Source organism: Pseudokineococcus sp. 5B2Z-1 (assembly GCF_037482305.1).
Classification (GTDB): Bacteria; Actinomycetota; Actinomycetes; order Actinomycetales; family Quadrisphaeraceae; genus Pseudokineococcus.
This window is the reverse complement of the sequence record NZ_JBBHZG010000003.1, coordinates 286958-310839: the sequence shown is the minus strand read 5'-3', so window position 1 is coordinate 310839 and position 23882 is coordinate 286958. Positions and strand designations below refer to the sequence as shown.

At 77.8% G+C, this 23882-nt stretch carries 22 protein-coding genes and 1 pseudogene; 12 read left to right on the top strand and 11 right to left on the bottom strand.

From position 1 onward, the window contains the following. Window positions 1–75 precede the first annotated feature (75 nt). The 3 genes from WDV85_RS09970 to WDV85_RS09960 all read left to right on the top strand — a co-directional run bounded on the left by WDV85_RS09970 (window position 76) and on the right by WDV85_RS09960 (window position 5020). Window positions 76–2970, top strand: coding sequence for a vitamin B12-dependent ribonucleotide reductase (locus tag WDV85_RS09970; RefSeq protein ID WP_339570464.1), 2895 nt, complete (start codon window positions 76–78; stop codon window positions 2968–2970). Between the two features lie 293 nt (window positions 2971–3263). Then, window positions 3264–3728, top strand: coding sequence for a very short patch repair endonuclease (locus tag WDV85_RS09965; protein WP_445263288.1), 465 nt, complete (start codon window positions 3264–3266; stop codon window positions 3726–3728). Next, on the top strand, window positions 3725–5020 hold the full coding sequence (locus WDV85_RS09960) for an MFS transporter (RefSeq protein WP_339570462.1): 1296 nt from the start codon (window positions 3725–3727) through the stop codon (window positions 5018–5020). Before WDV85_RS09965 ends, WDV85_RS09960 begins: the two co-directional genes overlap by 4 nt. A gap of 30 nt (window positions 5021–5050) precedes the next feature. Here WDV85_RS09960 and WDV85_RS09955 read toward each other — a convergent pair whose 3' ends face one another. The 4 genes from WDV85_RS09955 to WDV85_RS09940 all read right to left on the bottom strand — a co-directional run bounded on the left by WDV85_RS09955 (window position 5051) and on the right by WDV85_RS09940 (window position 8411). Further along, the gene (locus tag WDV85_RS09955) at window positions 5051–5536 is read right to left on the bottom strand and encodes a GNAT family N-acetyltransferase (RefSeq protein WP_339570461.1); all 486 of its coding nucleotides are present in this window, start codon (window positions 5534–5536) and stop codon (window positions 5051–5053) included. Window positions 5537–5620: 84 nt separating this feature from the next. Continuing rightward, complete coding sequence (locus tag WDV85_RS09950) at window positions 5621–7015, bottom strand: saccharopine dehydrogenase NADP-binding domain-containing protein (RefSeq protein ID WP_339570460.1); 1395 nt, start codon at window positions 7013–7015, stop codon at window positions 5621–5623. Further along, window positions 7012–7272, bottom strand: coding sequence for a hypothetical protein (locus WDV85_RS09945; RefSeq protein WP_339570459.1), 261 nt, complete (start codon window positions 7270–7272; stop codon window positions 7012–7014). The genes WDV85_RS09950 and WDV85_RS09945 overlap by 4 nt, the downstream gene beginning before the upstream one ends. A 68-nt stretch (window positions 7273–7340) precedes the next feature. After that, the gene (locus tag WDV85_RS09940) at window positions 7341–8411 is read right to left on the bottom strand and encodes a hypothetical protein (protein ID WP_339570458.1); all 1071 of its coding nucleotides are present in this window, start codon (window positions 8409–8411) and stop codon (window positions 7341–7343) included. A gap of 254 nt (window positions 8412–8665) precedes the next feature. Here WDV85_RS09940 and WDV85_RS09935 point away from each other — a divergent pair, with 254 nt between their 5' ends. From WDV85_RS09935 to WDV85_RS09920, 4 genes are all read left to right on the top strand, one after another. Beyond that, window positions 8666–9553 (top strand): DNA/RNA non-specific endonuclease, encoded by an 888-nt coding sequence (locus tag WDV85_RS09935; protein ID WP_339570457.1) that lies wholly within the window; start codon window positions 8666–8668, stop codon window positions 9551–9553. Between the two features lie 230 nt (window positions 9554–9783). Beyond that, window positions 9784–11439 (top strand): ABC transporter ATP-binding protein, encoded by a 1656-nt coding sequence (locus WDV85_RS09930; RefSeq protein WP_339570456.1) that lies wholly within the window; start codon window positions 9784–9786, stop codon window positions 11437–11439. Then, window positions 11436–13262, top strand: coding sequence for an ABC transporter ATP-binding protein (locus tag WDV85_RS09925; protein WP_339570455.1), 1827 nt, complete (start codon window positions 11436–11438; stop codon window positions 13260–13262). The genes WDV85_RS09930 and WDV85_RS09925 overlap by 4 nt, the downstream gene beginning before the upstream one ends. A gap of 205 nt (window positions 13263–13467) precedes the next feature. Beyond that, the gene (locus tag WDV85_RS09920) at window positions 13468–13764 is read left to right on the top strand and encodes a DUF1540 domain-containing protein (protein ID WP_171201802.1); all 297 of its coding nucleotides are present in this window, start codon (window positions 13468–13470) and stop codon (window positions 13762–13764) included. Between the two features lie 118 nt (window positions 13765–13882). Here WDV85_RS09920 and WDV85_RS09915 read toward each other — a convergent pair whose 3' ends face one another. After that, window positions 13883–14350 carry an ATP-binding protein gene (locus tag WDV85_RS09915; protein ID WP_339570454.1) on the bottom strand — a complete coding sequence of 156 codons (468 nt, stop codon included), beginning with the start codon at window positions 14348–14350 and terminating at the stop codon, window positions 13883–13885. A gap of 216 nt (window positions 14351–14566) precedes the next feature. Between WDV85_RS09915 and WDV85_RS09910 the strand changes: the two genes are divergently transcribed. After that, on the top strand, window positions 14567–15418 hold the full coding sequence (locus WDV85_RS09910; protein ID WP_445263287.1) for an NAD-dependent protein deacetylase: 852 nt from the start codon (window positions 14567–14569) through the stop codon (window positions 15416–15418). On the opposite strand, the gene WDV85_RS09905 is transcribed toward WDV85_RS09910, so the two are convergent. After that, window positions 15390–15962 carry a 2'-5' RNA ligase family protein gene (locus WDV85_RS09905; protein WP_339570452.1) on the bottom strand — a complete coding sequence of 191 codons (573 nt, stop codon included), beginning with the start codon at window positions 15960–15962 and terminating at the stop codon, window positions 15390–15392. The genes WDV85_RS09910 and WDV85_RS09905 overlap by 29 nt on opposite strands. Before the next feature lie 294 nt (window positions 15963–16256). On the opposite strand from WDV85_RS09905, the gene WDV85_RS09900 reads away from it, so the two are divergent. Next, window positions 16257–17492: an MFS transporter gene (locus tag WDV85_RS09900; RefSeq protein ID WP_339570451.1), complete on the top strand. Its 1236-nt coding sequence runs from the start codon at window positions 16257–16259 to the stop codon at window positions 17490–17492. Between the two features lie 64 nt (window positions 17493–17556). Here the strand turns inward: WDV85_RS09900 and WDV85_RS09895 are convergent, their stop codons facing one another. The 5 genes and pseudogenes from WDV85_RS09895 to WDV85_RS09875 form a co-directional block, all read right to left on the bottom strand. Further along, window positions 17557–17769: a hypervirulence associated TUDOR domain-containing protein gene (locus WDV85_RS09895; protein ID WP_339570450.1), complete on the bottom strand. Its 213-nt coding sequence runs from the start codon at window positions 17767–17769 to the stop codon at window positions 17557–17559. Between the two features lie 158 nt (window positions 17770–17927). Next, on the bottom strand, window positions 17928–19031 hold the full coding sequence (locus tag WDV85_RS09890; protein ID WP_339570449.1) for an FAD-dependent oxidoreductase: 1104 nt from the start codon (window positions 19029–19031) through the stop codon (window positions 17928–17930). 173 nt (window positions 19032–19204) lie between these two features. Beyond that, window positions 19205–19714 carry a pyridoxamine 5'-phosphate oxidase family protein gene (locus WDV85_RS09885; protein ID WP_339570448.1) on the bottom strand — a complete coding sequence of 170 codons (510 nt, stop codon included), beginning with the start codon at window positions 19712–19714 and terminating at the stop codon, window positions 19205–19207. A gap of 106 nt (window positions 19715–19820) precedes the next feature. Further along, a pseudogene (locus WDV85_RS17135) lies at window positions 19821–19997 on the bottom strand (DUF3072 domain-containing protein); the annotation flags it as partial. A 206-nt stretch (window positions 19998–20203) separates the two neighbouring features. Further along, a complete protein-coding gene (locus WDV85_RS09875) occupies window positions 20204–20617 on the bottom strand; it encodes a ChaB family protein (RefSeq protein WP_339570446.1) in 414 nt (137 codons plus the stop codon). Between the two features lie 204 nt (window positions 20618–20821). Between WDV85_RS09875 and WDV85_RS09870 the strand changes: the two genes are divergently transcribed. From WDV85_RS09870 to WDV85_RS09860, 3 genes are all read left to right on the top strand, one after another. After that, window positions 20822–21454 (top strand): superoxide dismutase, encoded by a 633-nt coding sequence (locus WDV85_RS09870; RefSeq protein ID WP_171201794.1) that lies wholly within the window; start codon window positions 20822–20824, stop codon window positions 21452–21454. Between the two features lie 191 nt (window positions 21455–21645). Next, entirely contained in the window at window positions 21646–23373 is a 1728-nt protein-coding gene (locus tag WDV85_RS09865) for a RecQ family ATP-dependent DNA helicase (RefSeq protein ID WP_339570445.1), read from the top strand. Window positions 23374–23418: 45 nt separating this feature from the next. After that, window positions 23419–23882 (top strand): metallophosphoesterase family protein (locus WDV85_RS09860; protein ID WP_445263286.1); only part of this gene is annotated, 464 nt, incomplete at its 3' end.

Sequence of the window (23882 nt, the reverse complement as noted above, 5' to 3'; positions counted from 1 at the left end):
CGCCCGCGCGGCCGCCAGCACCGAGGACGAGCCCACCGCCCCGCGGTGGCAGGACGAGCGACGGAAGAAGGACCCATGACCGAGACGACGCCGCGCCCCCGGTCCGCCCGCAAGGGCGGAGGACGGGGCAAGGGCCTGGTGGTCGAGCGCCTGTTCACGACCGCCGGTCGCCACCCCTACGACGAGGTGGAGTGGGAGCGCCGCGACGTCGTCCAGACCAACTGGAAGACGGGCGCCACCATCTTCGAGCAGCGGGGCGTCGAGTTCCCGGCGTCCTGGAGCGCCAACGCGTCCACGATCGTGACGACGAAGTACTTCCGCGGCGCCGTGGGCAGCGACGCCCGGGAGACGTCCCTGCGCCAGCTCATCGACCGGGTGGTGCTCACCTACGGGCGCGCCGGCCGCGACAACGGGTACTTCGCCAGCGAGGCCGACGCGGAGGTCTTCGAGCACGAGCTCACCTGGATGCTGCTGCACCAGGTGTTCTCCTTCAACAGCCCGGTGTGGTTCAACGTGGGCACGTCCAGCCCGCAGCAGGTCTCGGCCTGCTTCATCCTCTCCGTCGACGACTCGATGGACTCGATCCTCAACTGGTACCGCGAGGAGGGGATGATCTTCAAGGGCGGCTCCGGCGCCGGCCTCAACCTCTCCCGCATCCGCTCCTCGAAGGAGCTCCTGCACAGCTCCGGCGGCACGGCCTCCGGGCCGGTGTCCTTCATGCGCGGGGCGGACGCCTCCGCGGGCACCATCAAGTCCGGCGGCGCCACGCGGCGCGCGGCGAAGATGGTCGTCCTCGACGTCGACCACCCCGACATCGCCGAGTTCGTCCAGACGAAGGCGCGCGAGGAGGACAAGATCCGCGCGCTGCGCGACGCCGGGTTCGACATGGACCTCGGCGGCGAGGACATCACCTCGGTGCAGTACCAGAACGCCAACAACTCGGTGCGCGTCAGCGACGAGTTCATGCGCGCCGTCGAGGACGGCACGTCCTTCGGCCTGCGCGCCCGCACCACGGGCGAGGTGGTCGAGGAGGTCGACGCCCGCGAGCTGTGGTCCTCGATCGCCAAGGCCGCGTGGGAGTGCGCCGACCCGGGCCTGCAGTACGACGACACCATCAACGACTGGCACACGACGCCGGAGTCGGGGCGCATCAACGCCTCCAACCCCTGCTCGGAGTACATGCACCTCGACAACTCGAGCTGCAACCTGGCCAGCCTCAACCTGCTGTTCTTCCTCCGCGAGGACGGCTCCTTCGACGCCGAGCGCTTCGCCCGCTCCGTCGAGCTCGTGATCACGGCGATGGACATCTCCATCTGCTTCGCCGACTTCCCCACCGAGGCCATCGGCGAGACCACGCGCGCCTACCGCCAGCTCGGCATCGGCTTCGCCAACCTCGGCGCCCTGCTCATGGCGTCGGGCCTCGCCTACGACTCCGAGGGCGGGCGCGCGCTCGCGGCGTCCATCACCTCGCTCATGACGGGCGCGGCGTACAAGCGCTCGGCCGAGCTGGCGGGCGTCGTCGGCGCCTACGAGGGCTACGCCCGCAACGCCGAGGGCCACCAGCGGATCATGCGCAAGCACGCCGCGGCGAACGACGAGATCCGCACCCTCCACAGCGCCGACGCCGACGTCCACCGCCTCGCCACCCGCGTCTGGGCCGAGGGGAACGAGATCGGCGCGTCCAACGGCTGGCGCAACAGCCAGGCCAGCGTCCTGGCCCCCACGGGGACCATCGGCTTCATGATGGACTGCGACACCACGGGCATCGAGCCCGACTTCTCGCTGGTGAAGTTCAAGAAGCTCGTCGGCGGCGGGTCCATGCAGATCGTCAACCAGACGATCCCGCGCGCCCTGCGGGCCTTCGGCTACGCCGAGGAGACGGTCGAGGCGATCGTCGAGCACATCGCCCAGCACGGCCACGTCGTCGACGCCCCCGGGCTGCGCCCCGAGCACTACGAGGTCTTCGACTGCGCGATCGGCGCCCGGGCGATCCGTCCCATGGGCCACATCCGGATGATGGCGGCCTGCCAGCCGTTCCTGTCGGGGGCTATCTCCAAGACGGTCAACCTGCCGGAGACGGCGACCGTCGAGGAGGTCCAGGACGCGTACTTCCAGTCCTGGAAGCTCGGCCTCAAGGCCGTCGCGCTCTACCGCGACAACTGCAAGGTCGGCCAGCCCCTCGGCGACGGCAAGGAGGCCAAGAAGGACCAGCAGGTCGAGGCCCCGGCCCCCGTCGTCGAGTACCGGCCCACCCGCACGCGTCTTCCGAAGTCGCGCCCCTCGATCACGACGTCCTTCGCCGTCGGCGGCGCCGAGGGCTACCTGACGGCGGGCTCCTACCCCGACGGCGGGCTCGGCGAGGTCTTCCTCAAGCTCGGCAAGCAGGGCTCCACGCTGGCCGGGGTCATGGACGCCTTCTCCATCGCCATCTCGGTGGCGCTGCAGTACGGCGTCCCGCTCGAGACCTACGTCGAGAAGTTCACCAACATGCGCTTCGAGCCGGCGGGCCTCACCGACGACCCGGACGTGCGCATGAGCCAGTCGGTCATGGACTACATGTTCCGCCGCCTGGCGCTCGACCACCTGCCCTTCGAGACGCGCTCGGCGCTCGGCATCCACACCGCCGAGGAGCGTGCGCGCCACCTCGAGACGGGCTCGTACACGCCGAGCGCCAGCGACGACCAGGACGACTTCGACGCGGTGTCGCAGTCCGTCGACACCGCGCCCGCCGGCCGTCCGGCGTCGTCGTCCGCCCCGGTCGCCGCGGCGCCGACGGAGGTCGCCGACTCCGGGGCGGGCGCCGCGACGGCGCGCAAGGCCCCCGTCGAGGTGCACTCCTCGAGCGAGCTCATGGAGTCCCTCGGCACCGCGACGGACGCGCCGATGTGCTTCACCTGCGGCACGAAGATGCGCCCCGCCGGCAGCTGCTACGTCTGCGAGGGCTGCGGCAGCACCTCCGGCTGCAGCTGACGCCCGCAGCGGACGCCCCGACGCCGCCCCGGTCCCGTCAGGGGCCGGGGCGGCGTCGTCCCCGGGCGCGCTCCTCGTCGCGGCCGCCGTCGAGCGGGACCGGCCCGTCGACGAGCCCGTCCGTCGACGCCGTGGGGCCGTCTCGGTGGTCGGGCGCTGTCGGTGGTCGGTGCTGCCATCGGCGCGTGGAGCCGCCGACGCGGGGTGAGGAGACGGGGGAGCGGGCGGTCGGCTACCGGACGCAGCGCCTGGCCGCGGCGCCCCCGCCGTCGAGCCCCGCCGCCCGGCGCACGATGCGGGCCAACCGCCGCCGCGACACCCGCTGCGAGCTGGCGCTGCGGCGCGAGCTGCACCGTCTCGGGCTGCGCTTCGTCGTCGACGTCGCCCCGGCCGGGACGAACCGCCGCCGCCGCGTCGACGTCCTCCTGCGGGGGGCCGGGGTCGCCGTCCTCGTCGACGGGTGCTTCTGGCACTCCTGCCCGCAGCACCTCCACCTGCCGCGAGCGAACCGGGAGTGGTGGCGGGCGAAGCTCGCGAGCGTCGTCGCGCGCGACCGCGACACCGACGCCGGGCTCGCCGCCGCCGGGTGGACGGTCGTCCGCGTCTGGGAGCACGAGCCGCCGGCGCGGGCGGCGGCCCGCGTCCTCGCCGTCGTCCGGCGCGGGGAGGCCGACGGGCGGACGAGCCTCGTCGAGCAGCGCTGCGGTCGGCGGGTCGCCGACGCGGGGACGAGCGGTGGGGGAGGACCGCGGTCGTGACCGCGCCCGGGGTGCACCAGGGTGGGACCGTGACGAGCGGCGGCGGACAGCGGACGGACGACGGGGTCGTGGCCCACGGCCGGTCGGACGGGGCGCGCGTGGTGCGGCTGCTGGCCGCGGCGCTCGTCTTCGGCCTCGTCATGGTCGGCGCCACGCTGCCGACGGCGCTGTACGGCCGCTACCAGGAGCAGCTCGGCTTCGGCCCTCTCGTCCAGACCACGCTCTTCGCCTCGTACGCCGTCGGCGTCCTCGCCGCGCTCGTCGTCCTCGGGGAGCTGTCCGACCGGGTGGGCCGGCGCCCGCTGCTGCTGCTCGGGCTCGCCGCGGCCGCGCTGAGCGCCCTGTGCTTCCTGCTCGCCGACGGCCTGCCCCTGCTCTTCGCGGGCCGTCTGCTGTCGGGCGTGTCCGCGGGCGTCTTCACGGGCACGGCGACGACCGCCGTCGTCGAGCTGGCCCCGCCGCGCTGGTCGCGGGCGGCGACGTCGCTCGCCACCGCCGTCAACGTGCTCGGCCTCGGCGCCGGTCCGGTGCTCTCCGCCCTCGTCGCCGAGGCCTCGCTGGCACCGCTGCGCGCGCCCTACCTCGTGCACCTCCTCCTGCTCGTGCCCGCCGCCCTCGTCACCTGGTGGCAGCCGGAGACCGCCGGGTCGCAGCGGCGTGACGGCGGAGGCCGCCCCGCGCCCGCGTCGGCGTGGCGGCCGCACCTGCTGCGGCCGACCGTGCCCGCCGAGGTCCGTCGGGCCTTCGTCCCCGCGGCCACGGCGGGGTTCGCCGGCTTCGCCGTCTTCGGGCTCTTCACCGCGGTGGCGCCCCAGCTGCTCGTCGAGCAGCTCGGCGTGGACGACCGGGTCGTGGCGGACGCCCTCGTCGGCCTGCCGTTCCTCGCCTCGGCGGTGGCGCAGGTCGCCACGGGCGGGCTCGCCGCACCCCGCGCGCTCGTCGCCGGCTGCGCCGGCCTCGCCGCCGGGGCCGCCCTGCTCGTCGCCGGCCTCGCGGCCCAGGCCCTCCTGCTGGTGGTCGTCGCGGCGGCGCTGCTGGGCCTCGGGCACGGGACGGCGTTCCGGGCGGGCGTCGCCTCGGTGCGGACCGCCAGCCCCGAGGGGCGCACGGGTGAGGTCGTCTCGACGCTGTTCGTCGTCCTCTACGTCGCCATCTCGCTGCCCGTCGTCGCGGTGGGAGCGCTGGCCGTCGTCACCGACCTGCCGACGGCCGCCGAGGTCCTCGGCGTCGTCGTCGGCCTGCTGGCGCTCGCGGCCCTCGCCGTCCTCCGGCGCCGTCCCCTGGAGGGCTGAGATCCGCCGTCGCCGTCCGGAGAGCGCGCCTCAGAGAGGGCGGTGCATGACGTGGAGCCCGACGAGGCCGTGCGAGCGTGAGGCGAAGGCCTCGGGGACGGTGCCCACCACGGTGAAGCCGAGCGACCGCCACAGGGCCACCGCCCGCACGTTGGTCTCGACGACGGCGTTGAACTGGACGGCGCGGTAGCCCTCGGCGTCCAGGCGCGCCAGCACGGCCTCCCCGAGCGCGCGGCCCACGCCACGGCCGGACGCCTCGGGCGCCACCATGAAGCTCGCCGTCCCGACGTGCGCCCCGCGGCCCGGCCGGTTCGGGCCCGCCTTGGCCGTCCCCAGCAGGTTCTCGTCGTCGACGGCGACGAGGGCCCATCCGGGCGGTTCCTCGAGCCAGAGGTCCCGCGCGGCCTCGGAGGTCAGGTCGTCGGGGTAGGCGTACGTCTCCCCGGCGCCGACCACGGCCCGGAAGACCGGTTCGATCGCGGGCCAGTCCTCGGCGGTCGCCGTCCGGATGCGCACGCGCAGACCGTAGCCACCTCGCGAGCCCGGCCGGTGCGACCGGCCCCCCGGCCCCTCCTGGGTCACACCTCGGGACCCCGGCGGCTACGCCCGCAGCACCAGCCCGGCGTGGGCGAGCTCCGGCAGGCCGTCGAGGCCGACCGCCAGCGCGGGCGTCAGGTGGCCCGTGCGGGGCGGGTCCTCCGCCGTGCGGGCCAGCAGGAGCCCCACCTCGGCGACCATGCGCGCCGTCGCGAGGTACCCCGGGTGGCCGGTGCCCTCGAGGAGGGCCGTCCCGCGCGCGCCCGACCGCGTGAGCGCCTCGGCGCGCACGCTCCACGTCCACCCCTCGAGCACGTCGCCGCGCGGGCCGGAGCCGCTCCCCGGCAGCGTGCGACCGAGGGCGGCCGCGAGGCGCCGGCGCACCGGAGCCGGCAGGCGGGTGAGGGCCAGCACGCCCGCCTGCAGGCCGGAGGACGCGGCGGCCGCCAGCAGCGAGAGGGCCCCGGCGGGCCCTCCGGCGGCGCCCATCTCGACGCCCTCCGCGAGGGCGGCGGGGGAGTGGGGCACGCCGCGCTCCGCGGCCAGCAGCGCCGCGGTGCGGTGGAGCACCGGAGGGTCGATGAAGGCGGCCGGGATCACCGGACCCAGGACCCGGCCGTGCACCACCCGCGGGCGCAGCGCCAGGGGGCTCCGGCGGCGGACGCGTCGGGCGGCGCGGGCGTCCGGCACGAGGGCCGCCGGGTCGCCGGCGACGCGGGCGTCCTCGTCGCCGAGGACCTCGACGAGGCTCTGGAGGGTGCCGCCCGAGACGGCGTCGGACAGGCCGATGCGGCGCCGGGGCGGGCGCGCGGTCGACGTGACCGCCACGGCGACGACGGGGCCTGCGGCGCCCGGGCCGTCCCCGAAGGGGCCCTCCGCACCGGGGCCGTCCGTAGGGGGGCCGTCCGCGCGGGGCCCCTCCGCCACCTGCGCCGACGCCGGCCCTCCCGCCGCGTCGGCCTCCTCGGCGCGCCGGCAGGCGAGGAGGACGGCGAGGTCGGCGGGCAGGGCCTCGTAGCCGCTGACCTGCACGACCCGGACGCCGGCGCGACGGGCGGGCCCGTGCCAGGTGCGGACCGTGCGCGCGACGGCGGGGACCTCGCCGCTGAGGTCGACGTAGGAGGCCCCGCCCCGCACGCAGGCGGCGACGACGGCGTCCGCCGTGCTCGAGTACGGGCCGGCGAGGTCGAGGACGACCCGCGTGCGACGGGCGACGCGCTCGAGCGCCGGTCCGTCGCGCAGGTCCACCACGAGGGACGGCACGTCGGGCGCGCCCAGCTCGTCCAGCACGGCGGCCAGCCGGTCAGGGCTGCGTCCGGCCACGGCCCAGCGCGCGCCGGTGGCGCGCGAGCGCTCGTGCAGGTGACGCGCGACGAGACGGCCCGTCAGCCCGGTGGCCCCGAGGACGACGACGTCGAGGTCCCGGCCCGCCCCGGTGGCGCTCCGCTCGGCCGTCACGACGCCGTGATGCGTCCGACGACGTCGACCCGCACCGGGACGCCGTCGACCTCGGCGGGCACCTCGGGCGCGTCGTCCTCGGCGACCACGCCCACGCGCACGCCGTACGCGGCGACGGACGCGCCCGCGGCCCACCGGACGACGCCGACGCCGTTGACCCGGCGGTCACCGGCGAGCGAGGACGCCAGGCGGCTCTTGGCGGCGCGGGCGGCGTCCCGGCTGGCCCCGGGGAGACCGTCACCGGAGGGCTGGCTCATCCCGGCAGTGTGCACCGACCGGCGACGCGCCACCACGCGTCCGGTGACGGCGCCGCCCGGCCGAGCGCCTACGGCGCGAGCAGCTGCACGCCCAGCGCCTCGAGCACCGCGTCGACGGGGTTGCAGAAGGTGAGCCCCGCCCCGCCGGGGCCTCCGCGCTCGCTGCCGGCGAAGAGCAGGCCCACAGCCGCCCGGGTCACCGGGTCGTAGACGAGGGAGCCGCTGTCGCCGCCGGCGGAGAAGGCGCCGTCCGCGCCCGTGACCTCCACCTGGTCGTCGAAGGTGACGACCCCGCTCGGGTAGGAGACGGCCACCCCGTCGAGCTCGATGGCGGTCACCGCGCCGCGGGTGAGGCCCGTGGTGCGCCCCACCTTCTCGACGACGAGCCCGTCGTCCGCGGCGACGGTGGTCGTCACGGCGCCCACGGGGTAGGTCGGGTCGACCTCGACGTCGTCGTCGAGCGCCGCCAGGGCGGCGTCGACGACGTTGGGCGAGGCGAGCTGCAGCGGGACGGCGACGGAGAGCCGGCCGACGGCGTCCGCGGCCGTGCCGCCGTCGGCGCTGCCGGGCTGCAGCACCGCCGACCCGGTGGCGGCGCGGTCGGAGTCGGCGAGCACGTGGTTGTTCGACAGCAGGTAGCGCGTCGGGTCGCCGGGCCGCGCGACGAAGCCGCCCACGGTGCCCGCCGTGACGGCCCGCTGGGCGACCGACAGGCCCGGGCGCAGCGGGCGCTCACGCTGCTGGAGCACCTCGGCCGCCCACCGGCCGGGGCGCGCCGGCGTCGGCGCGCCCGCGAGGCCGCGCTCGGCGGGGGAGCGGTCGGCCGGCGGCGTCCCCGGGTCCAGCCGCCGGGGGTCGAGCCGCTGGGCCGAGGCGCCCCCGTCGCCGACGAGGGCCCGCACGACGCCGACGTCCAGGACGTCGGCGTCCTCGCCGGCCAGCTCGAGGGCCCGGGCGGCGACCTGCGCGCCCGCCGTGCCGTCGTGGCGCACCGCGAGCCCGTACCGCCCGCCGCCGTAGACCCGGACGCCGACGAGGAGGCCACGGGGACCGGCGTCGCCCGTCCGCGCCGCGGACAGGGCGGTGGCCGCCGTCCGCAGCAGCTCCTGCTTGGTCTCGCGCGCTGCCTGGATGTCCACGGGCCCTCCTCCTGCCCCGCCGTCGGTGACGGGACCTCTGCGGTGACGGTGACGGGGCGTCTGCGCTGCTCACCGGTCGTGGCCGAGTCTGGACCCGACCCCCGACAGCCGCGGCCCGGACCGGGCCGTCCCGCCCCGCTCGTCCTGCCCCGCTCGTCCTGCCCCGCCCCGCCGCGTCGGCGCCGGCGGTCCGGTGCCGGCGGGGGCGGTGCCGCCCGGGCGCGGCTGTCGGCGCCCCCTGCTGCACTGGGCGCGTGGACCCCCGTGCGACGCCCCCGGCCGGCTACGACCCGCTCTTCCTCGGCACGTCGGTGCCGTTGCCGCGCCGGCGCGGCGGCGGCGCCACCGACCTCGTCGAGCTGCCGAGCACCCACTTCACGGTCCTGCTCGACCGGGGGCGGCGCCTGGCCGCGGCCACGGCCGTCGTCGTGGACGGCGCCCGGCTGCGCGACCTGCCCCGCTCCGGGGACTGGCGGCCCGACCCGCGGGTCGCCCCGCAGGACCAGGCGGGGGAGGAGCTCTACGCGCGCAACGACCTCGACCGCGGCCACCTCGTCCGCCGGCGGGACCCGGTGTGGGGGGAGCCCGCGGAGGCTGCGCGGGCGGAGGCCGACACCTTCACCTACCCCAACGCGGCGCCCCAGGCGTCGGCCTTCAACCAGTCGAAGGAGCTGTGGCTGGGGCTGGAGGACCACGTGCTGCAGGCCGCCGAGGCCGTTCGGCGGCGGCTCGCCGTCCTCACCGGGCCCGTCCTCGCCGCCGACGACCCGCTCTACCGCGGGGTCCAGGTGCCCCGCCTGTACTGGAAGGTCGTCGCGTGGGCCGCGCCGGCCCCGGCGGGAGTGCGCCTCGCGGCCGTCGCCCACGTGCTCGACCAGACGCCGCAGCTGGGGTCGGTGGACCTCCAGGCGGCCTCCGCCCGGGCCGCGCTCGCCGACGAGCCGCCGCCGCTGGGTCCCTTCCGCACCTTCGCCGTGCCCGTCGCCGACGTGGCCGACCTCACCGGGCTCGACCTCGGCCCGCTCCTGGGCGCCGACGTCCTCGTCGTCCCGGCCGGCGCCGACCGCTCCGGCGCCCGGGCGCGCTGGCGCGAGCTGCGCTCGCTCGCCGACGTCGCGGTGGGGCGGCGGCCGGTGCCGTAGCGTGCCCGCGCCGGTCGACCGCCCGAGGTCGCCGGCGTCCCGACGCCGGCGCGCCGACCCCCGACACGGACCCCGCCGCGCCGACCTCGGACCCGCCGACCCGACCCGCCGACCGAGGAGCCGTCCTGCGCCCGTCCCGCCGTCCGCGCCGCGACGCGCCCGGTGACCCGCCGGCGACGGCGGACGGTCTGCTGCGCCTCGTCGTCCGCCGCCAGCGACGGCGCCTGGCCGTGGCGTGCCCGCTGCTCGGGCTGTGGGCCCTGTGCGAGGTCCTCGTCCCCGTCGCCGCGGGGTGGACCGTCGACCGGGCGGTCCTCACCGGCGACGTCACCGCGCTCGTCACCTCCGTGCTCGCCGTCGCCGTCCTCTTCCTCGTCCTGTCCCTCAGCTACCGGCACGGCATCCGGCCGCTGCTGGCCGCGCAGGAGCACGAGGGCCACGCCCTGCGGGTGGCCGTCGCGCGGCGCTCCCTCGACCCCCGGGGCGCACGCCACCACCGCGCCGACGGGGAGGTGCTGTCGGTGGCGTCCTCGGACGCCGAGCGCACCGCGGACGTCCTCGACGCCGTCGCGCTGGTCGTCTCGGCCGTCGTCTCCCTCGGCGCCGTGGCGGTCACGCTCCTCGGGCTGCACGTCCCGCTGGCCCTGGCGGTGCTCGTGGGCGCGCCCCTGGTCTCCCTGGCCCTGCGGGGCCTCGGACCGCTCGTCACCCGCCGCGCGGGCGCCCAGCAGGAGGCCGTGGCCGCGACGTCCGCCCTGGCGACCGACCTGGTGCGCGGCCTGCGGGTCCTCCACGGGCTCGGGGCCGCGCCGGCCGCGGCGGCCCGCTACCGCCGCTCGAGCGACGCCGCGCTCGCGGCCTCGCTGCGGTCCGCGGCGGCGGACGGCGTCCAGCTGGGCGCGACGACGCTGCTGAGCGGCGCCTTCCTCGCCGCCGTGGCCGGGGCGGCCGCCGTCCTCGCCCTGCGGGGCGACCTCAGCGTCGGCGAGCTCGTCGTCGTCGTCGGCCTCGCCCAGCACCTGTCCCAGCCGGTCCGGCTCGTGGGCGCGGCCATGGCGCGCCTCGCCGCCTCCCGGACCAGCGCGGCGCGGGTCGCGGCGCTGCTGGCGGAGGAGCACGTGGCGCCCGCCGGGGGCCTGGCGCCCTCGGGGTCGCCCGCGCTGCACGTGCGGGGCCTGCGCACCGGGCGCCTGACCGGCCTGGACCTCGACGTCCGGCCGGGGGAGCTGGTCGCCCTCGTCGCGGAGGACCCGGCCGACGCCGCCGACCTCCTCGACGTCCTCGCCGGGCGCGTGCCCCCCGGCGAGGTCGGCCGTGCCGTGCGCCTCGACGGCGCCGCCTGGGCCGACCTCGACGCGTCCGCCGTGCGCGAGGTCGTCCACGTCGAGCCGCACGCGACGTCCCTCTTCGAGGGCACGCTGGCCACGAACCTCGACGTCGCGCCCGCCCGACCCCGCACGGGCGGCCCCACCCTCGCTCAGGCCCTCGCCGCTGCCGGGGCGGACGAGGTCGTCGGCCTCGACCCGCGCGCTCTGGACCGGCCGCTGCTCGACCGCGGGGCCGGGCTCTCCGGGGGCCAGCGCCAGCGCCTCGGGCTGGCGCGGGCGCTGCTGGCCGACCCGCCGCTGCTCGTCCTGCACGAGCCGACGACGGCCGTGGACGCCGTCACCGAGCAGACGGTCGCCCGCGGGCTGCGCGCCCTGCGTCACGACACCGCCGACCCGGCGGCGGCCCCGCGGAGCACGCTCGTCGTCACGGCCGGCCCGGCGCTGCTGGCCGTGGCCGACCGGGTCGTCCTCGTGCGCGGCGGGCGGGCGGCGGGCACGGGCCCGCACGCCGACCTCGTCCTCGCCGACCACCGCTACCGCGCGGCGGTGCTCGGGTGAGCGAGGCGGACGATCCGGACGAGGAGGCCGGCCGGGCCCTGCTGCCCGTGGCGAGCCGGCGCCGGGCGTGGGCGGCCGTGCGCGGGGAGCTGGCGCGCACGCCGTGGCGCACCGCCGCCGCCCTCGGGCTCAGCGCGGTCGCGGCGGCGCTGGGGCTCGTCGCCCCCTGGGCGCTGGGCCTGCTCGTCGACGTCGTCGCGCGCGAGCGCGGCCTGCCCGCCGCCGGCGCGGGCGGCTCGGCGGACGGCGCGGCGGCGCTCGTCCCGGTGCTCGCGCTCCTCGTCGGGGGCGCGCTCGCGGCCGGCGTCGCCTCGGGGCTCGCGGCGGCGGCGGTCGCGCGGGCGGGGGCCCGCGCCCTGGCCGGTCTGCGCACCGCGGTGGTCGACCGCGTGCTGCGCCTGCCCACGTCCGTCCTCGAGCGGACGGGGACGGGTGACCTGCTCGCGCGGGTCGGCGACGACGTCGCGGTCGTCACCCGGGCCATCGCCGAGGTGGTCCCGCAGGTGCTCGCGTCGGCGCTCACCGTCGTCCTCACGGCGGCGGCGCTGACGGCCGTGGACTGGCGCGTCGGCGTCGCGGGCGTGCTCTGCCTGCCCGTCTACGTGGGCGCCCTGCGGTGGTACCTGCCCCGCTCCGGGCCCCTCTACGCGCTCCAGCGGACCGCTCAGGGCGCGCGCTCCCAGGCGCTGCTGGGTGCTCTGCAGGGCGCTCGCACCGTGCGCGCGCTGCGGGCGGAGGAGGCGCGCGCCGCGGAGGTGGAGGCCCGCTCGGCGCGCGCCCGCGACCTCGCGATCACCGTGCTGCGCCTGTTCACGCGCTTCGCCTCGGCGATGAACCTCGCCGAGGCGGTGGGCGTCGTCGCCGTCCTCGGCACGGGGTTCTGGCTGGTGCGCGGCGGCACCCTCACCGTCGGCGAGGTGACGACGGCGGTCCTGCTCTTCCTGCAGCTCTTCGGGCCCCTCGGCGTGCTCCTGACGTCCTTCGACGACGTCCAGTCGGCCGGGGCGAGCCTGGCGCGCCTGGCCGGCGTGGCGCAGATGCCCGCGGCCGCGGCGCCCGTCGCCGCGCCCGCCCCGGCGGACGCCTCCGTCCGCGTGGACGGCGTCGTGCACCGCTACGACGGCGGTCCTCCGGTGCTGCACGGGGTCCACCTCGCCCTCGCGCCGGGCGAGCACGTCGCCGTGGTCGGGGCCAGCGGCGCCGGCAAGTCGACGCTGGCGGCCCTGGTGGCGGGCGAGCTGGCCCCGGCCGCCGGGCGGGTCCTCCTCGGGGGCACCGAGGTGGGCGCGCTGGACCCGGAGCAGCGCCGGCGGTCCGTGGTCCTCGTGAGCCAGGAGGTGCACGTCTTCTCCGGCCGCCTGCTCGACGACGTGGCGATGGCCGCCCCTCCGGGCCTCGCGGGGGAGGCGCTGGAGCGGGCGGTCACGGCGGCGCTGGAGGCCGTGGACGCCGCCGCCTGGGTGCGGACGCTGCCCGACGGGGCGGCCACCCGGGTCGGCGAGGGCGGCGTCGCGCTGACGCCCGAGCAGGCCCAGCAGCTCGCGCTCGCCCGCCTCGTGCTCGCCGACCCCGCCGTCGCGGTGCTCGACGAGGCCACCGCCGAGGCCGGCAGCACGGGGGCCGCAGCGCTCGAGCGCGCTGCGCGGGCCGCGACCGCCGGTCGCACGACGCTGGTCGTCGCGCACCGCCTCACGCAGGCCCGGCTCGCCGACCGCGTCGTCGTCATGGCGGGCGGGCGGGTCGTCGAGGTCGGGGCCCACGACGACCTGGTGGCCGCGGCGGGGCCCTACGCCGACCTGTGGCGGGCCTGGTCGGGCGGCTGACCGGTGCCCGGCGCTCGCGGGGGCCCGGGGCGGCTCTCCCCGGATGCCCCCCCGGAAAGGTGAGGGAAGCCTTTCCTGTGGCTGACGGGAATGGGACCGGGAAAGGGAGAAGAAAGGCTTCCCTTCGGTGCGCCGAGGCTTTCCCGGGTCTACCGTCGGCGCACGACACCGTGGCCGCGCGGCGGCCGAGACCCGGAGGAGCGCCATGTCCCTGCTCGAGATGCCCCAGGTCAGCGAGTGCGCGGTCGACGGCTGCGCCTTCAACCACGACGGCTGCCACGCCCCCGCCATCACCGTGCGCAGCGAGCACGGCACGGCCGGTTGCGGCACCTTCTTCGACATCTCGACGAAGGGCGGCCTCGACCGCGTCGTCGGCCAGGTCGGCGCCTGCGAGCGCACCGACTGCTCGTTCAACAAGGACCTCACGTGCACCGCCGGGTCGGTGCGCGTCGGCCCCGGGCACGACGTCCAGGCGAACTGCCTCACCTACACGACGGCCTGAGCCGGCGACCGCTGCGGCCGTCCGGGTGACGGCCCCGGCCCGCACGCACGAGACCCCTGGCCCGCGCGGGCCAGGGGTCTCGTGCGTCCCGGCGGCGTCCCGGCCGCCGAGCGGTCGACTAGCGCTGGTCCAGCACGAGCTCGAACCAGACGGCCTTGCCCCCGCCGACGAGGCGGCTGCCCCAGCGGCTGCTCAGCGCCTCGACGAGGACCAGGCCGCGCCCGCCCGAGGCGTCGAGCCGGGGGACCTGCAGGGCCGGGCTCCGCGTCGAGCGGTCCGTCACCTCGACCCGCACGAGGGGGCCCTCGACCTCGACGCGCACGGCGACCTCGCCGCGCGCGTGCAGGACGGCGTTCGTCGTCAGCTCGCTCGTGAGCAGCACAGCCGTCTCGACCACCGCCGCCGGCGCCACCGGCGCGAGCAGCCGGGCGACGAGGGCCCGGGCGGTCGAGGCACCGCGCGGGTGCGCCTCGATGCGCGCCTCCTGGACCACGTGCGGGGGGCGCGTGCCGGCGGCGCTCCTCGCCGAGGGGCCGGCGGACGTGCCGGGTCGGGCGCCGGGCGCGGTGGGGTCGGCCTCGCTCACCGGTTCAGCCTAGGCGTCGTCCGCGGCTCGCGGGCACCTGGAGCGGTCTGCCGTCGCGGGCTCCGGGCCGGACGGGGCGGCCGCCGGCGGCCGACGTACCGTGGTGGCGTGCCGACGTCGCCGACGACACCGCCCGCGGCGGGGCGCCCCCTCGTCCGCCCGTCGCTCGTGCTGCGCCCGGCGCGCCCCCTGCCCGGGGAGCGGGCGCCGGAGCCCGTGCGCGACCCGCAGGAGTGCGCGGCCCTGCTGGCGGAGCTGCTGGGCCGCGGGGGAGCGGTCGTCCTGTCGGGCGCCGGTCTGTCCACGGACTCCGGCATCCCCGACTACCGCGGTCCGCGGGGCTCGCTCCAGCGGCACGTGCCGATGACCTACCAGGCCTTCACCGGAGCGACCGAGGACGGCCCTGCGGCGCGCCGCCGCTACTGGGCCCGCAGCCACGTCGGGTGGCGCGTCATCGCCCGCTCACGGCCGAACGCCGGGCACCGGGCCGTCGCAGCCCTCGAGCACGCCGGTCTGGTGCGGGGGATCATCACGCAGAACGTCGACGGCCTGCACCAGGCCGGCGGCTCGCGCGACGTGGTCGAGCTGCACGGCAGCCTCGACCGGGTCGTCTGCCTCGCCTGCCGCGACGTCTCCCCCCGCGAGCGGCTCGACGCGCGCCTGCGCGCCGCCAACCCGGGTTTCGCCCCCGAGCCGCCGGCGGGCGAGGTCAACCCGGACGGCGACGTGGACCTGCCGGAGGAGGCGGTCTCCCGCTTCGTCGTCGTGCCCTGCGAGCGCTGCGGGGCCGGTCCGCTCAAGCCGGACGTCGTCTTCTTCGGCGAGACGGTCCCGCGCCCGCGGGTCGAGGAGTGCGCGGCCCGCGTCGACGCCGCCCGCAGCCTCGTCGTGCTCGGCTCGTCCCTCACCGTCATGTCCGGCTACCGCTTCGTCCTGCGGGCGCGTCGCGCCGGTCTGCCGGTGGCGGTGCTCGGCCAGGGGCCCACCCGTGCCGACGCGACGGCGACGCTGCGGCTCGACGCCCCGCTCACGCCGGTGCTCAGCGGGGTGCTCGACCGCCTGGCGTGAGGTCGTCCCGCCCGGCGACGAGGCGGACGGCGCGGGCGTCGCCGTCGAAGCGGCGCACCCCCACGACCGCCGCCTCGACGTCGGCCGCCGGGCCGAGCGCGCCCGCGCCGCCCAGCGCGGCCAGAGCCCCCGCGAGCTGCTCGCCCGTCAGGCCGCGCGCGAGGGTGACGTGCGGCGTCCACGCCCCGGGGGCCAGGAGCTCGCCGGGCTCGGGGCAGCCGCTGACCACCTCCGCGGTGCGCGCGTGCAGCGCGAGGAGCCCCGGCGTCGCCACGACCAGGCGGGCCAGGACGTGGCGGCGCCCGCCGAGGACGACGAGGGGCCCCAGCCGCACGTCCTGGGGCAGGGGCTCCGCGGCCTCCCGCAGGGCGTCGTCGAGCGCGTCCGGCATCTGCGCCGCGGTCGCGAGGGTGACGTGGGGCCGGTTGGTGGCGCCGGTGTGGTCGGCCTGGCTCGGCAGGCCGGCGCGCTGCAGCACCCGCCACTGGTCGACGACGACCCCCTCGGTCGCGGCGTCCAGCAGGGCCTCCACGGTCTGCACCACGCCGCAGATGCTGCCCGGTGCCCGTCGTCCCGGCGCGGCCAGGAGGGGGCGGCGGCCCCTCCGACGCCGAGGACGCCCCGGACGTCGGGTGGACGCTGCTGACGGCGGTGCTCCGGCCGTGGTGGACTGGGGCCCGCCCGGCCCGCGCCGGGACGGTTGACGACGGGGTCGACGCGACGAACCACGACCACGAGGGGCCCCGCCCCGCCCCGGAGCCGCCGCGTGCCCCCGCTGACCTCGACCTCGCAGGCCCACCTGCCGGACGACCGCCCGACCACCGCCGCAGGACCGTCCGTGCCCCGGCCCCGCCGCGGCGCGCCGCCGGTCCGGCGTCCCCGGGCCCGGCACACGCTGGTGGCGCTGGCGGTCGGCGCCTTCGCCGTGGGCACCGCGGAGTTCATGATGATGGGGTTGCTGCCCCTCGTCGCCCAGGACCTCGGCGTCTCCGTGCCGGCCGCCAGCGCGACCATCACCGCCTACGCCGTGGGCGTCGTCGTCGGGGCCCCGCTGCTCACCGCCCTCGCCAGCCGCACCACTCCCCGGACCGCGCTCCTCGCCCTCATGGGCCTCTTCGTCGTCGGTGGTCTCGCGTGCGCGCTCGCGCCCGACGCGCGGGCCCTCGTCGTCGCCCGCTTCGCGACGGCGCTCGTCCACGGCGCCTTCTTCGGCACCGCCACGGTGGTCGCGCGCTCGGTCGTCCCGGCCCACCGCACGGCGCAGGCCATCGGCCTCGTCATCGCAGGTCTCGCGGTCGCCAACGTCGTGGGCGTGCCCGCGGCGACGGCGCTGGGCCAGGCCTTCGGCTGGCGCCTGCCCGTGGCGGCCGTCGCGGGCCTCGGGCTCGTGACGGCGGCGGCGGTGCTCGCCCTGGTGCCCCGCACGGCCGCCCCGCGCGTCGCCCTGCGCTCCCAGCTGTCCGCCTTCCGCGTCCCGGCGGTCTGGCTGCTGCTCGGGGTGACGCTCACGGGCTTCAGCGCCCTCTTCGCGGTGCACTCCTTCGTGGCGCCCCTCCTCACCGACCGCAGCGGCTTCGACGAGGCGCAGGTGCCCCTCGTCCTCGCCGTCTTCGGGGTCGGCTCCGTCGTCGGGACGCTGGTCGGCGGGCCGCTGGCCGACCGCTTCCCCACGGGGGTGCTCGTGGGGGGCATGGCCTCGACGGCGGTCCTGCTCGTCGCCCTGACGGTGACGTCGCTGTCGCGCCCGGCTGTGGTCGTGACGCTGCTGCTCCTGGGGGTGGTCACCTTCGGGGCCTCACCGGGCCTGCAGGAGCGGGTGGTGCGGGCCGGCGGCGGCAGCGGGGCCATGGTGGCGGCCGCCAACCAGAGCGCCTTCAACCTCGCCAACGCCCTCGGGGCCTCGGCGGGGGCGGCGGTCCTCACGGCCGGGCTGGGGCTGACGGCGCCCATGTGGGTCGGCGTCACGGCGTCGGTCGTGGGCCTGGGTGTCCTCGCGCTCGCCGTCCGCGCCGAGCGCTCCTCGTCCACGCCCCGGCCGGAGGCGGCCGCGACCGGGTCTGCGCCCACCGTCTGACGCGCCGCCGGTGGGTGGCGGCCCGGGCGGGAGGGACCTCCCCGTCCGCCCGGGCCGGCCGCCGTCAGTCCTCGTCGAGCGAGGTGCCCTTGTGGACGGCCTCCTTGCCGGTCTTGTCGCTCTCGACGAGGTACTGCGGGTCGTCCTTGCTGGCGCGGACCGTGCGGCCCGCCTCCTCGGTGTCTTTCGTGATCTTCTTCTCCACGGTGCCGTGGACCTTGGTGCCGTGGGAGTTCCAGGCGACGTCGTCGCCCTTCGTGAAGTCGTCTCCGGACATGGCTGCTCCTCCGTGCTCGTGCGGTGCTGGGGTGGGTGGTGCGCCGACGTCCCGCCACCGCGGCGGAGACGGCGTCCGCCCCGGGGCGTCCCGGGACGGTCGGGCGGGAGCAGGGCCCTCGGGGCGCGGCCTCGTGGCCCGTCCCGTGCGCCCGGACGCTACGACGCCGCGGGGGACCCGGCGACCTCGGCCGCCAGGCGGGAGCCGAGGGCCCGGCCCGAGAGCCAGGCCTGCTCGACGCCCGGCTTCTCGCCCCACCCGTCGCCGCAGACGCCGAGGCCCGACGAGAGCCACGAGGTCTCCGGGCGACCCCCGGTGGGGCGGGCGAAGGTCCACCGCTGCGCGCCGGTCTCGAGGGGCTCCGGCGCGGCGCCGCCGCCGAGGAGCTCGCCCAGCTCGGCGAGGACGGGGGCGACCGCGGCCGGGGGGTCGCCGAGGTGGTCCTGCGCCAGCCGCGGCGTCGAGTGCGCGACGAGCACGGGCGCCCCGTCGCCGCGGCGGCGCCCGTCGTCGGCGACGGACTCGACCGCGGTGGACCCGTTGACGAAGGCGCCGTCCATCGCCGGCCACCAGGCCTGCTCCCACCGGGCCCAGACGGTGATGACGGGCGTCCACGCCCGCTCGCGCAGGGGAGCGGTCTCGGCGGCGAGCCCGGGGCCCACGAGGCGCACGGCCTGGGGCTCGGGCATCGCGAGGACGACGGCGCGGCAGGGCTCGCCGTCGGCGACGAGCCCCCCGTCGGCCGTGCGGTCGACGCGGCGGACGTCGTGGGAGCGCACCTCGACGCCGTCGTCGGCCAGGTCGGCGGCGAGGTCGAGGGCGAGCGAGCGCAAGCCCCCGGGCGCGGCCCAGCGCGTCGGCCCCGGCTTCGGGGTCGTCGTCACGCGTCCGCCCTCGTCCCGCGACACGGCGAGCAGCGTGTCGGTCCACGGCGCGGCCAGGCCCCGCGCCCGCCAGGACCCGGCGAGGGCGGCGAAGGCGGTGTCCCGGGGGACGAAGTAGGAGGCGCCGACGTCGACGACGCGCTGCGCGCCCTCCTCGCCGGTGCGCCGCAGGCCGAGCCGCCCGCCGGGGCGGCGTCCGCGGTCGAGGACGACGACGTCGAGGCCCGCGTCGCGCAGGGACCTCGCGGCCGCCAGCCCGGAGATGCCCCCGCCGACGACGACGACCGCGCCCGGGGCCCAGCCGGGGCGTCGCCCGCCCGCTCCGGTCGTGGGGTCGGGGGCGGGGGCGTCCGCGGGGGCCGAGGTGGGTGCGCTCACCCGCTCGACGCTAGGTGCGGCCCCGGCCTCCCGCACTGCGGCGCAGGGCGCCCCGGCTGCGTCCCGCGGCTCGCTCGCACGCACGACGACCGCCGCAGCGGTGCTGCGGCGGTCGTCGGCGGCGGCCCGGGCGTCGCCCGGGCGGGGGCTCAGCCGCCCAGGTGCTCAGGTGCTCAGAGGCGGACGGTCTCGTTCTCGCCGCCGCTGTAGGGCTGCCCCGTCGCGCGGCTCTTGACGTAGGACAGGAGCGTGGCGGCGCGGCCACCGGGGGTGTCCCAGTACTCGGCGGTGTCCGCGTGGACCTTGACGAGCACGATGCCGGGCGCCTCCGGGCCGTCGGGGAACCACGCCTCGACCCCGGGGTTCCACAGCTCCTTCGCCTTCGCGACGTCGCGCACGACCTCGGCGTCCCCCGCCACGGAGACCCAGGAGTCACCGGAGGCGAAGGCCACGTTGACGTGGGCCCCGTGCCGGACCTGGTCGACCTTCGAGGAGTCCTCCTCGGCGAAGAACCAGAGGTCGCCGTCGAACTCGACCTCCTGCACCGCCATCGGGCGGCTCACGAGGCGGCCGGCCGCGCCGGTCGTGGTGAGCATGCAGACCTTGACGTCCTTGATGAGCTCGGCGACCTTCGCGACACCCTCGTCGCGGGCGGTGTCGGGGGTCTCGGGGGTGGGGCTCACGGGTGCTCCTCGGGTCGGTGGTCTCGTGGTCGTACCGGGTGCGTCGTGCTGGTCGTCCCGGGCCGGGCGCGTCGTCCCGGTCCCGTCGTGCGGAGGCGGGTGGACCTCAGCCGCGCCCGGTCTTGTTCTGGAGCCGGTCGATCATCTCGGAGGCGTGGGCCTTGGAGATGTCCTGCGGCACCTCCTCGCCGGCCTCCTGGGCGAGGGTGCTCAGGTAGCTGCGCTGCGGCCCGGTGGCGGGCTCGTCGCCCGTCACCCAGCTCTCCGGGTCCTTCTCCGCGTCGGAGGGGGCCGTCCCCGGCTCCTGGTCGGCGGGGCGCCCGTCGCCGTGCGCGCCGCGCTGGTCCTCGGCGTCCTGCGCCTGCGCGATGGCCTGGTCCGCCTCGTCGGCGGAGGGCTGCTGGGGGCTGGTCTGGCTGCTCTGCTCGGTCATGTGTTCGAGCGTAGGGCGGGGTCCCGACAGCGGCGCGTCGAGCGCGGGGACGGCGCTCAGCCCCGTGCCCGGCGCGTGCTCGCGTCGTTCGCCCTCTGCAGCGCCTCGACGAGCTCGTCCTTGCTCATCGACGAGCGGCCGTGGACGTCCAGGCGGCGCGCCAGCTCGAGCAGGTGCTCCTTGCTCGCGTTGGCGTCGACGCCACCGGCCGTCTCCCGGTCGGTGCCCTGACCGCCCTCCGCCTGCGCGTCGGAGGGGCCCTTCCCGTCCTTGGGCTCCCAGTGGTCGCCGACCTTCTCGTGGGTGTGCTTGAGCGCCGACCAGGCGACGCGGTTCGCCCTCTCCCCGTCGCCGTAGGACTCCTCCGCGGACGTCTTGGCAGCCGCGTAGGTGCGCCGGGCCCGCTCGTCCGAGCGCTCGAGCGTGCTGGGCAGGTCGACGTCGGGGACGTCGTCGTGGTCCTTCGCCATGGGTCCTCCCGGGCCGGCGGTCGCGACCGGGGCGGCGCGCCCGGCCACGGCCATGCTCGGTCGAGCCCGGGGCGCGCGCACCCGGCCGACGGCGCGCCGTCGCGGCGAGCGGCGGCGCGCTTGCAGCGCCCCCGCCCCGGGGCCAGGGTGATCACAGCCGGCGCGACCGCCGACAGCACCACGCCCGGAGCCCGAGGAGGACCCATGGCCGACTACGCCCTGCCCGACCTGCCGTACGACTACTCCGCGCTCGAGCCCGCGATCAGCGGCGAGATCATGGAGCTGCACCACTCCAAGCACCACCAGACCTACGTGACGGGGGCCAACACCGCCCTCGAGCAGCTCGCCGAGGCCCGCTCCACGGACTCCCTCGGGCCGGTCAACCTGTACGAGAAGAACCTGGCGTTCAACCTCGCCGGCCACGTCAACCACTCGGTCTTCTGGCCGAACATGAGCCCCGACGGCGGCGACAAGCCCGACGGCGAGCTCGGCGCGGCCATCGACGAGCACTTCGGCTCCTTCGACGCCTTCCGCGCGCACTTCACGGCCAACGCCCTCGGCATCCAGGGCTCCGGCTGGTCCATCCTCGCGTGGGACTCGGTGGGGCAGAAGCTCCTCAACGTCCAGCTCTACGACCACCAGGGCAACCTCCCCGTCGGCCTGGTGCCGCTCCTCATGCTCGACATGTGGGAGCACGCGTTCTACCTGCAGTACCGGAACGTCAAGGCCGACTACGTCAAGGCGTGGTGGGACGTGGCGAACTGGGCCGACGTCACCGACCGCTTCGCCCGCGCCCGCACGCAGACCTCCGGCCTCATCACGCCGACGGCCCTCTGAGCCGGCGCCGGAGCACGCTCCGGCACCCCGCACGACCCCGCACGACCGTGCTCCCGCGAGGGAGGACGCACGACGGCCGGCGCCCCCACCCGGGGTCGCCGGCCGTCGTGCTGCCGCAGGGACGGGGACGGCGCGGGCTGCGGTGCGGGCTCCGGGGGCGGGGCCGGGGGCGCCGACGTAGCGTCCCGGGCGTGGCAGGACGTGGACGGCGCCAGGGGCGCGAGCAGGGGCAGCACGAGCACCAGCGGGGGCACCACGAGCAGCGGGGGCGGGTCGACGACGGGACGGCCCGCGACGACGCGGCGGCCCTCGAGGCCGCGGTCACCGAGGTCCTCGGCGAGGGCGCCGTGCTGCGGGACGCCCAGCGCCGCGCGCTCGAGGCGCTCGCGCACGCGGACACGCTCCTCGTGGCCCGCTCGGGCGCCGGCAAGACGGCGGTCTACCAGATCGCCAGCCGCCTGGCCGGGGGGCTGACGCTCGTCGTCTCCCCGCTCGTGGCGCTGCAGCGCGACCAGGCGCGCACCCTCGCCGAGGGCGGCCAGCGGGCCGGCCTCGTCAACAGCACCCTCCGGCCCGCCGAGCAGGCCGAGGCGCTGCGGGCCGCCGCGGCCGGGGAGCTGGACCTGCTGCTGCTGGCCCCCGAGCAGCTCGCCCGCCCGGCGACGACCGAGGCGCTCGCCGCGGCCGACGTCCGGCTCGTCGTCGTGGACGAGGCGCACGTCGTCAGCGACTGGGGCCACGACTTCCGGCCCGACTACCTCCAGCTCGGCGCTGCCGCCCGCGCGGCCGGGGCGGAGCGGCTGCTGGCCCTCACGGCCACGGCCTCGCCCGCCGTGCGGCGCGACGTCGTCGAGCGCCTGGGCCTGCGCGAGCCCGAGGTCGTCGTGGACGACGTCGACCGGCCGAACATCCACCTCGCCGTCCGCGCCGCCGGCGACCGCGCGGCCCGCGACCGCGCCGTCGTCGACGAGGTCGTCGCCGCCTGCGAGGGCGGCTGCTGCGGCATCGTCTACGTGCAGACCCGGGCCGAGGTCGACGCCGTGGCCGACGCGCTCGAGCGGCGCGGCCTGGCGCCGGCGCGCTACCACGGCGGCCTCTCGCCGGACGAGCGCTACGCCGTCGCCGACCTCTTCCTCGACGGCACCCTCGATCTCGTCGTCGCCACGAGCGCCTTCGGCATGGGCGTCGACCGCCCCGACGTGCGCTTCGTCGTCCACGCCGGCCCGTCCGGGTCCCTCGACGCGTACTACCAGGAGGTCGGCCGGGCGGGGCGCGACGGCGAGCCCGCCTGGGCGCTGCTCGTCCACACCGGCACGGACTCCTCGCTGGGGCGCTTCCACGCCTCCGGCGGCGGCCCCCGGACGGCGACGGTGCGCGCCGTCGTGCCGGCGCTGCAGCGGGCGGGGGAGGCGGGCCTGACGCGCGCCGAGCTGGCCGAGGCGGCGGACGTCTCGCCCCGCACGCTCTCGCGCGTCCTCGGCGCCCTCGTGCAGGCCGGCGTCGCCGCCCCCGCGGAGGACGGCCGCACGCGCTGGGTCGACGGCGACGCCACGGGCACCCAGGTGGCCGAGATGCTCGCGGCCGAGCGGGAGCGCCGCCGGCGCCTCGACGAGTCGGCCGTCGAGATGGTGGAGCGCTACGCGGGCACCGACGACTGCCGCCGGCGCCTGCTGCTGGAGCTGCTCGGCGAGGAGCACCCGCAGCGGTGCGGCGCCTGCGACAGCTGCGACGCGGGCACGGCCCGGGACGTCGAGGACGCCGCGTGGCGCAGCGGCCAGCGCGTCCACCACGGCCGCTTCGGCGACGGCGTCGTGGCGTCGGTGGACACCGAGACCGTCACCGTGCTCTTCGAGGACGAGGGCTACAAGACGCTCGGCGTCCGGCTCGTCGAGGAGCACGACCTGCTCGAGAGCGCCTGAGGCGTGGGCCGTCTCGTCGACCAGGGCGAGGTCGTCGACGGCCCGCTGCGGGTGGTGGCGCTCGCCGACACCCACCTGCCGCTGCGGGCGCGCGCCCTGCCGGAGGAGGTGCACGAGGCCGTCGCCGGGGCGGACGTCGTCGTCCACGCGGGCGACTGGGTGGACGCGGCGGCCCTGGACGACCTGCTCGGGCGCAGCGCCCTCCTGCTCGCGTGCTGGGGCAACAACGACGGCGAGGAGCTGCGGGCCCGCCTGCCCGAGGTCGCGCGCGCCGTCCTCGGCGGGGTGCGCGTCGAGGTCGTCCACGAGACCGGCGGGAAGGACGGCCGCGAGCGGCGCTGCGAGGCGGCGCACCCGGGGGCCGACGTCCTCGTCTTCGGGCACAGCCACATCCCCTGGGACACGACGTCGCCCCGCGGCCTGCGCCTGCTCAACCCCGGCTCGCCGACCGACCGGCGGCGGATGCCCCGGTGCACCTACCTGACGGCGACGGCCGCGGACGGCGCGCT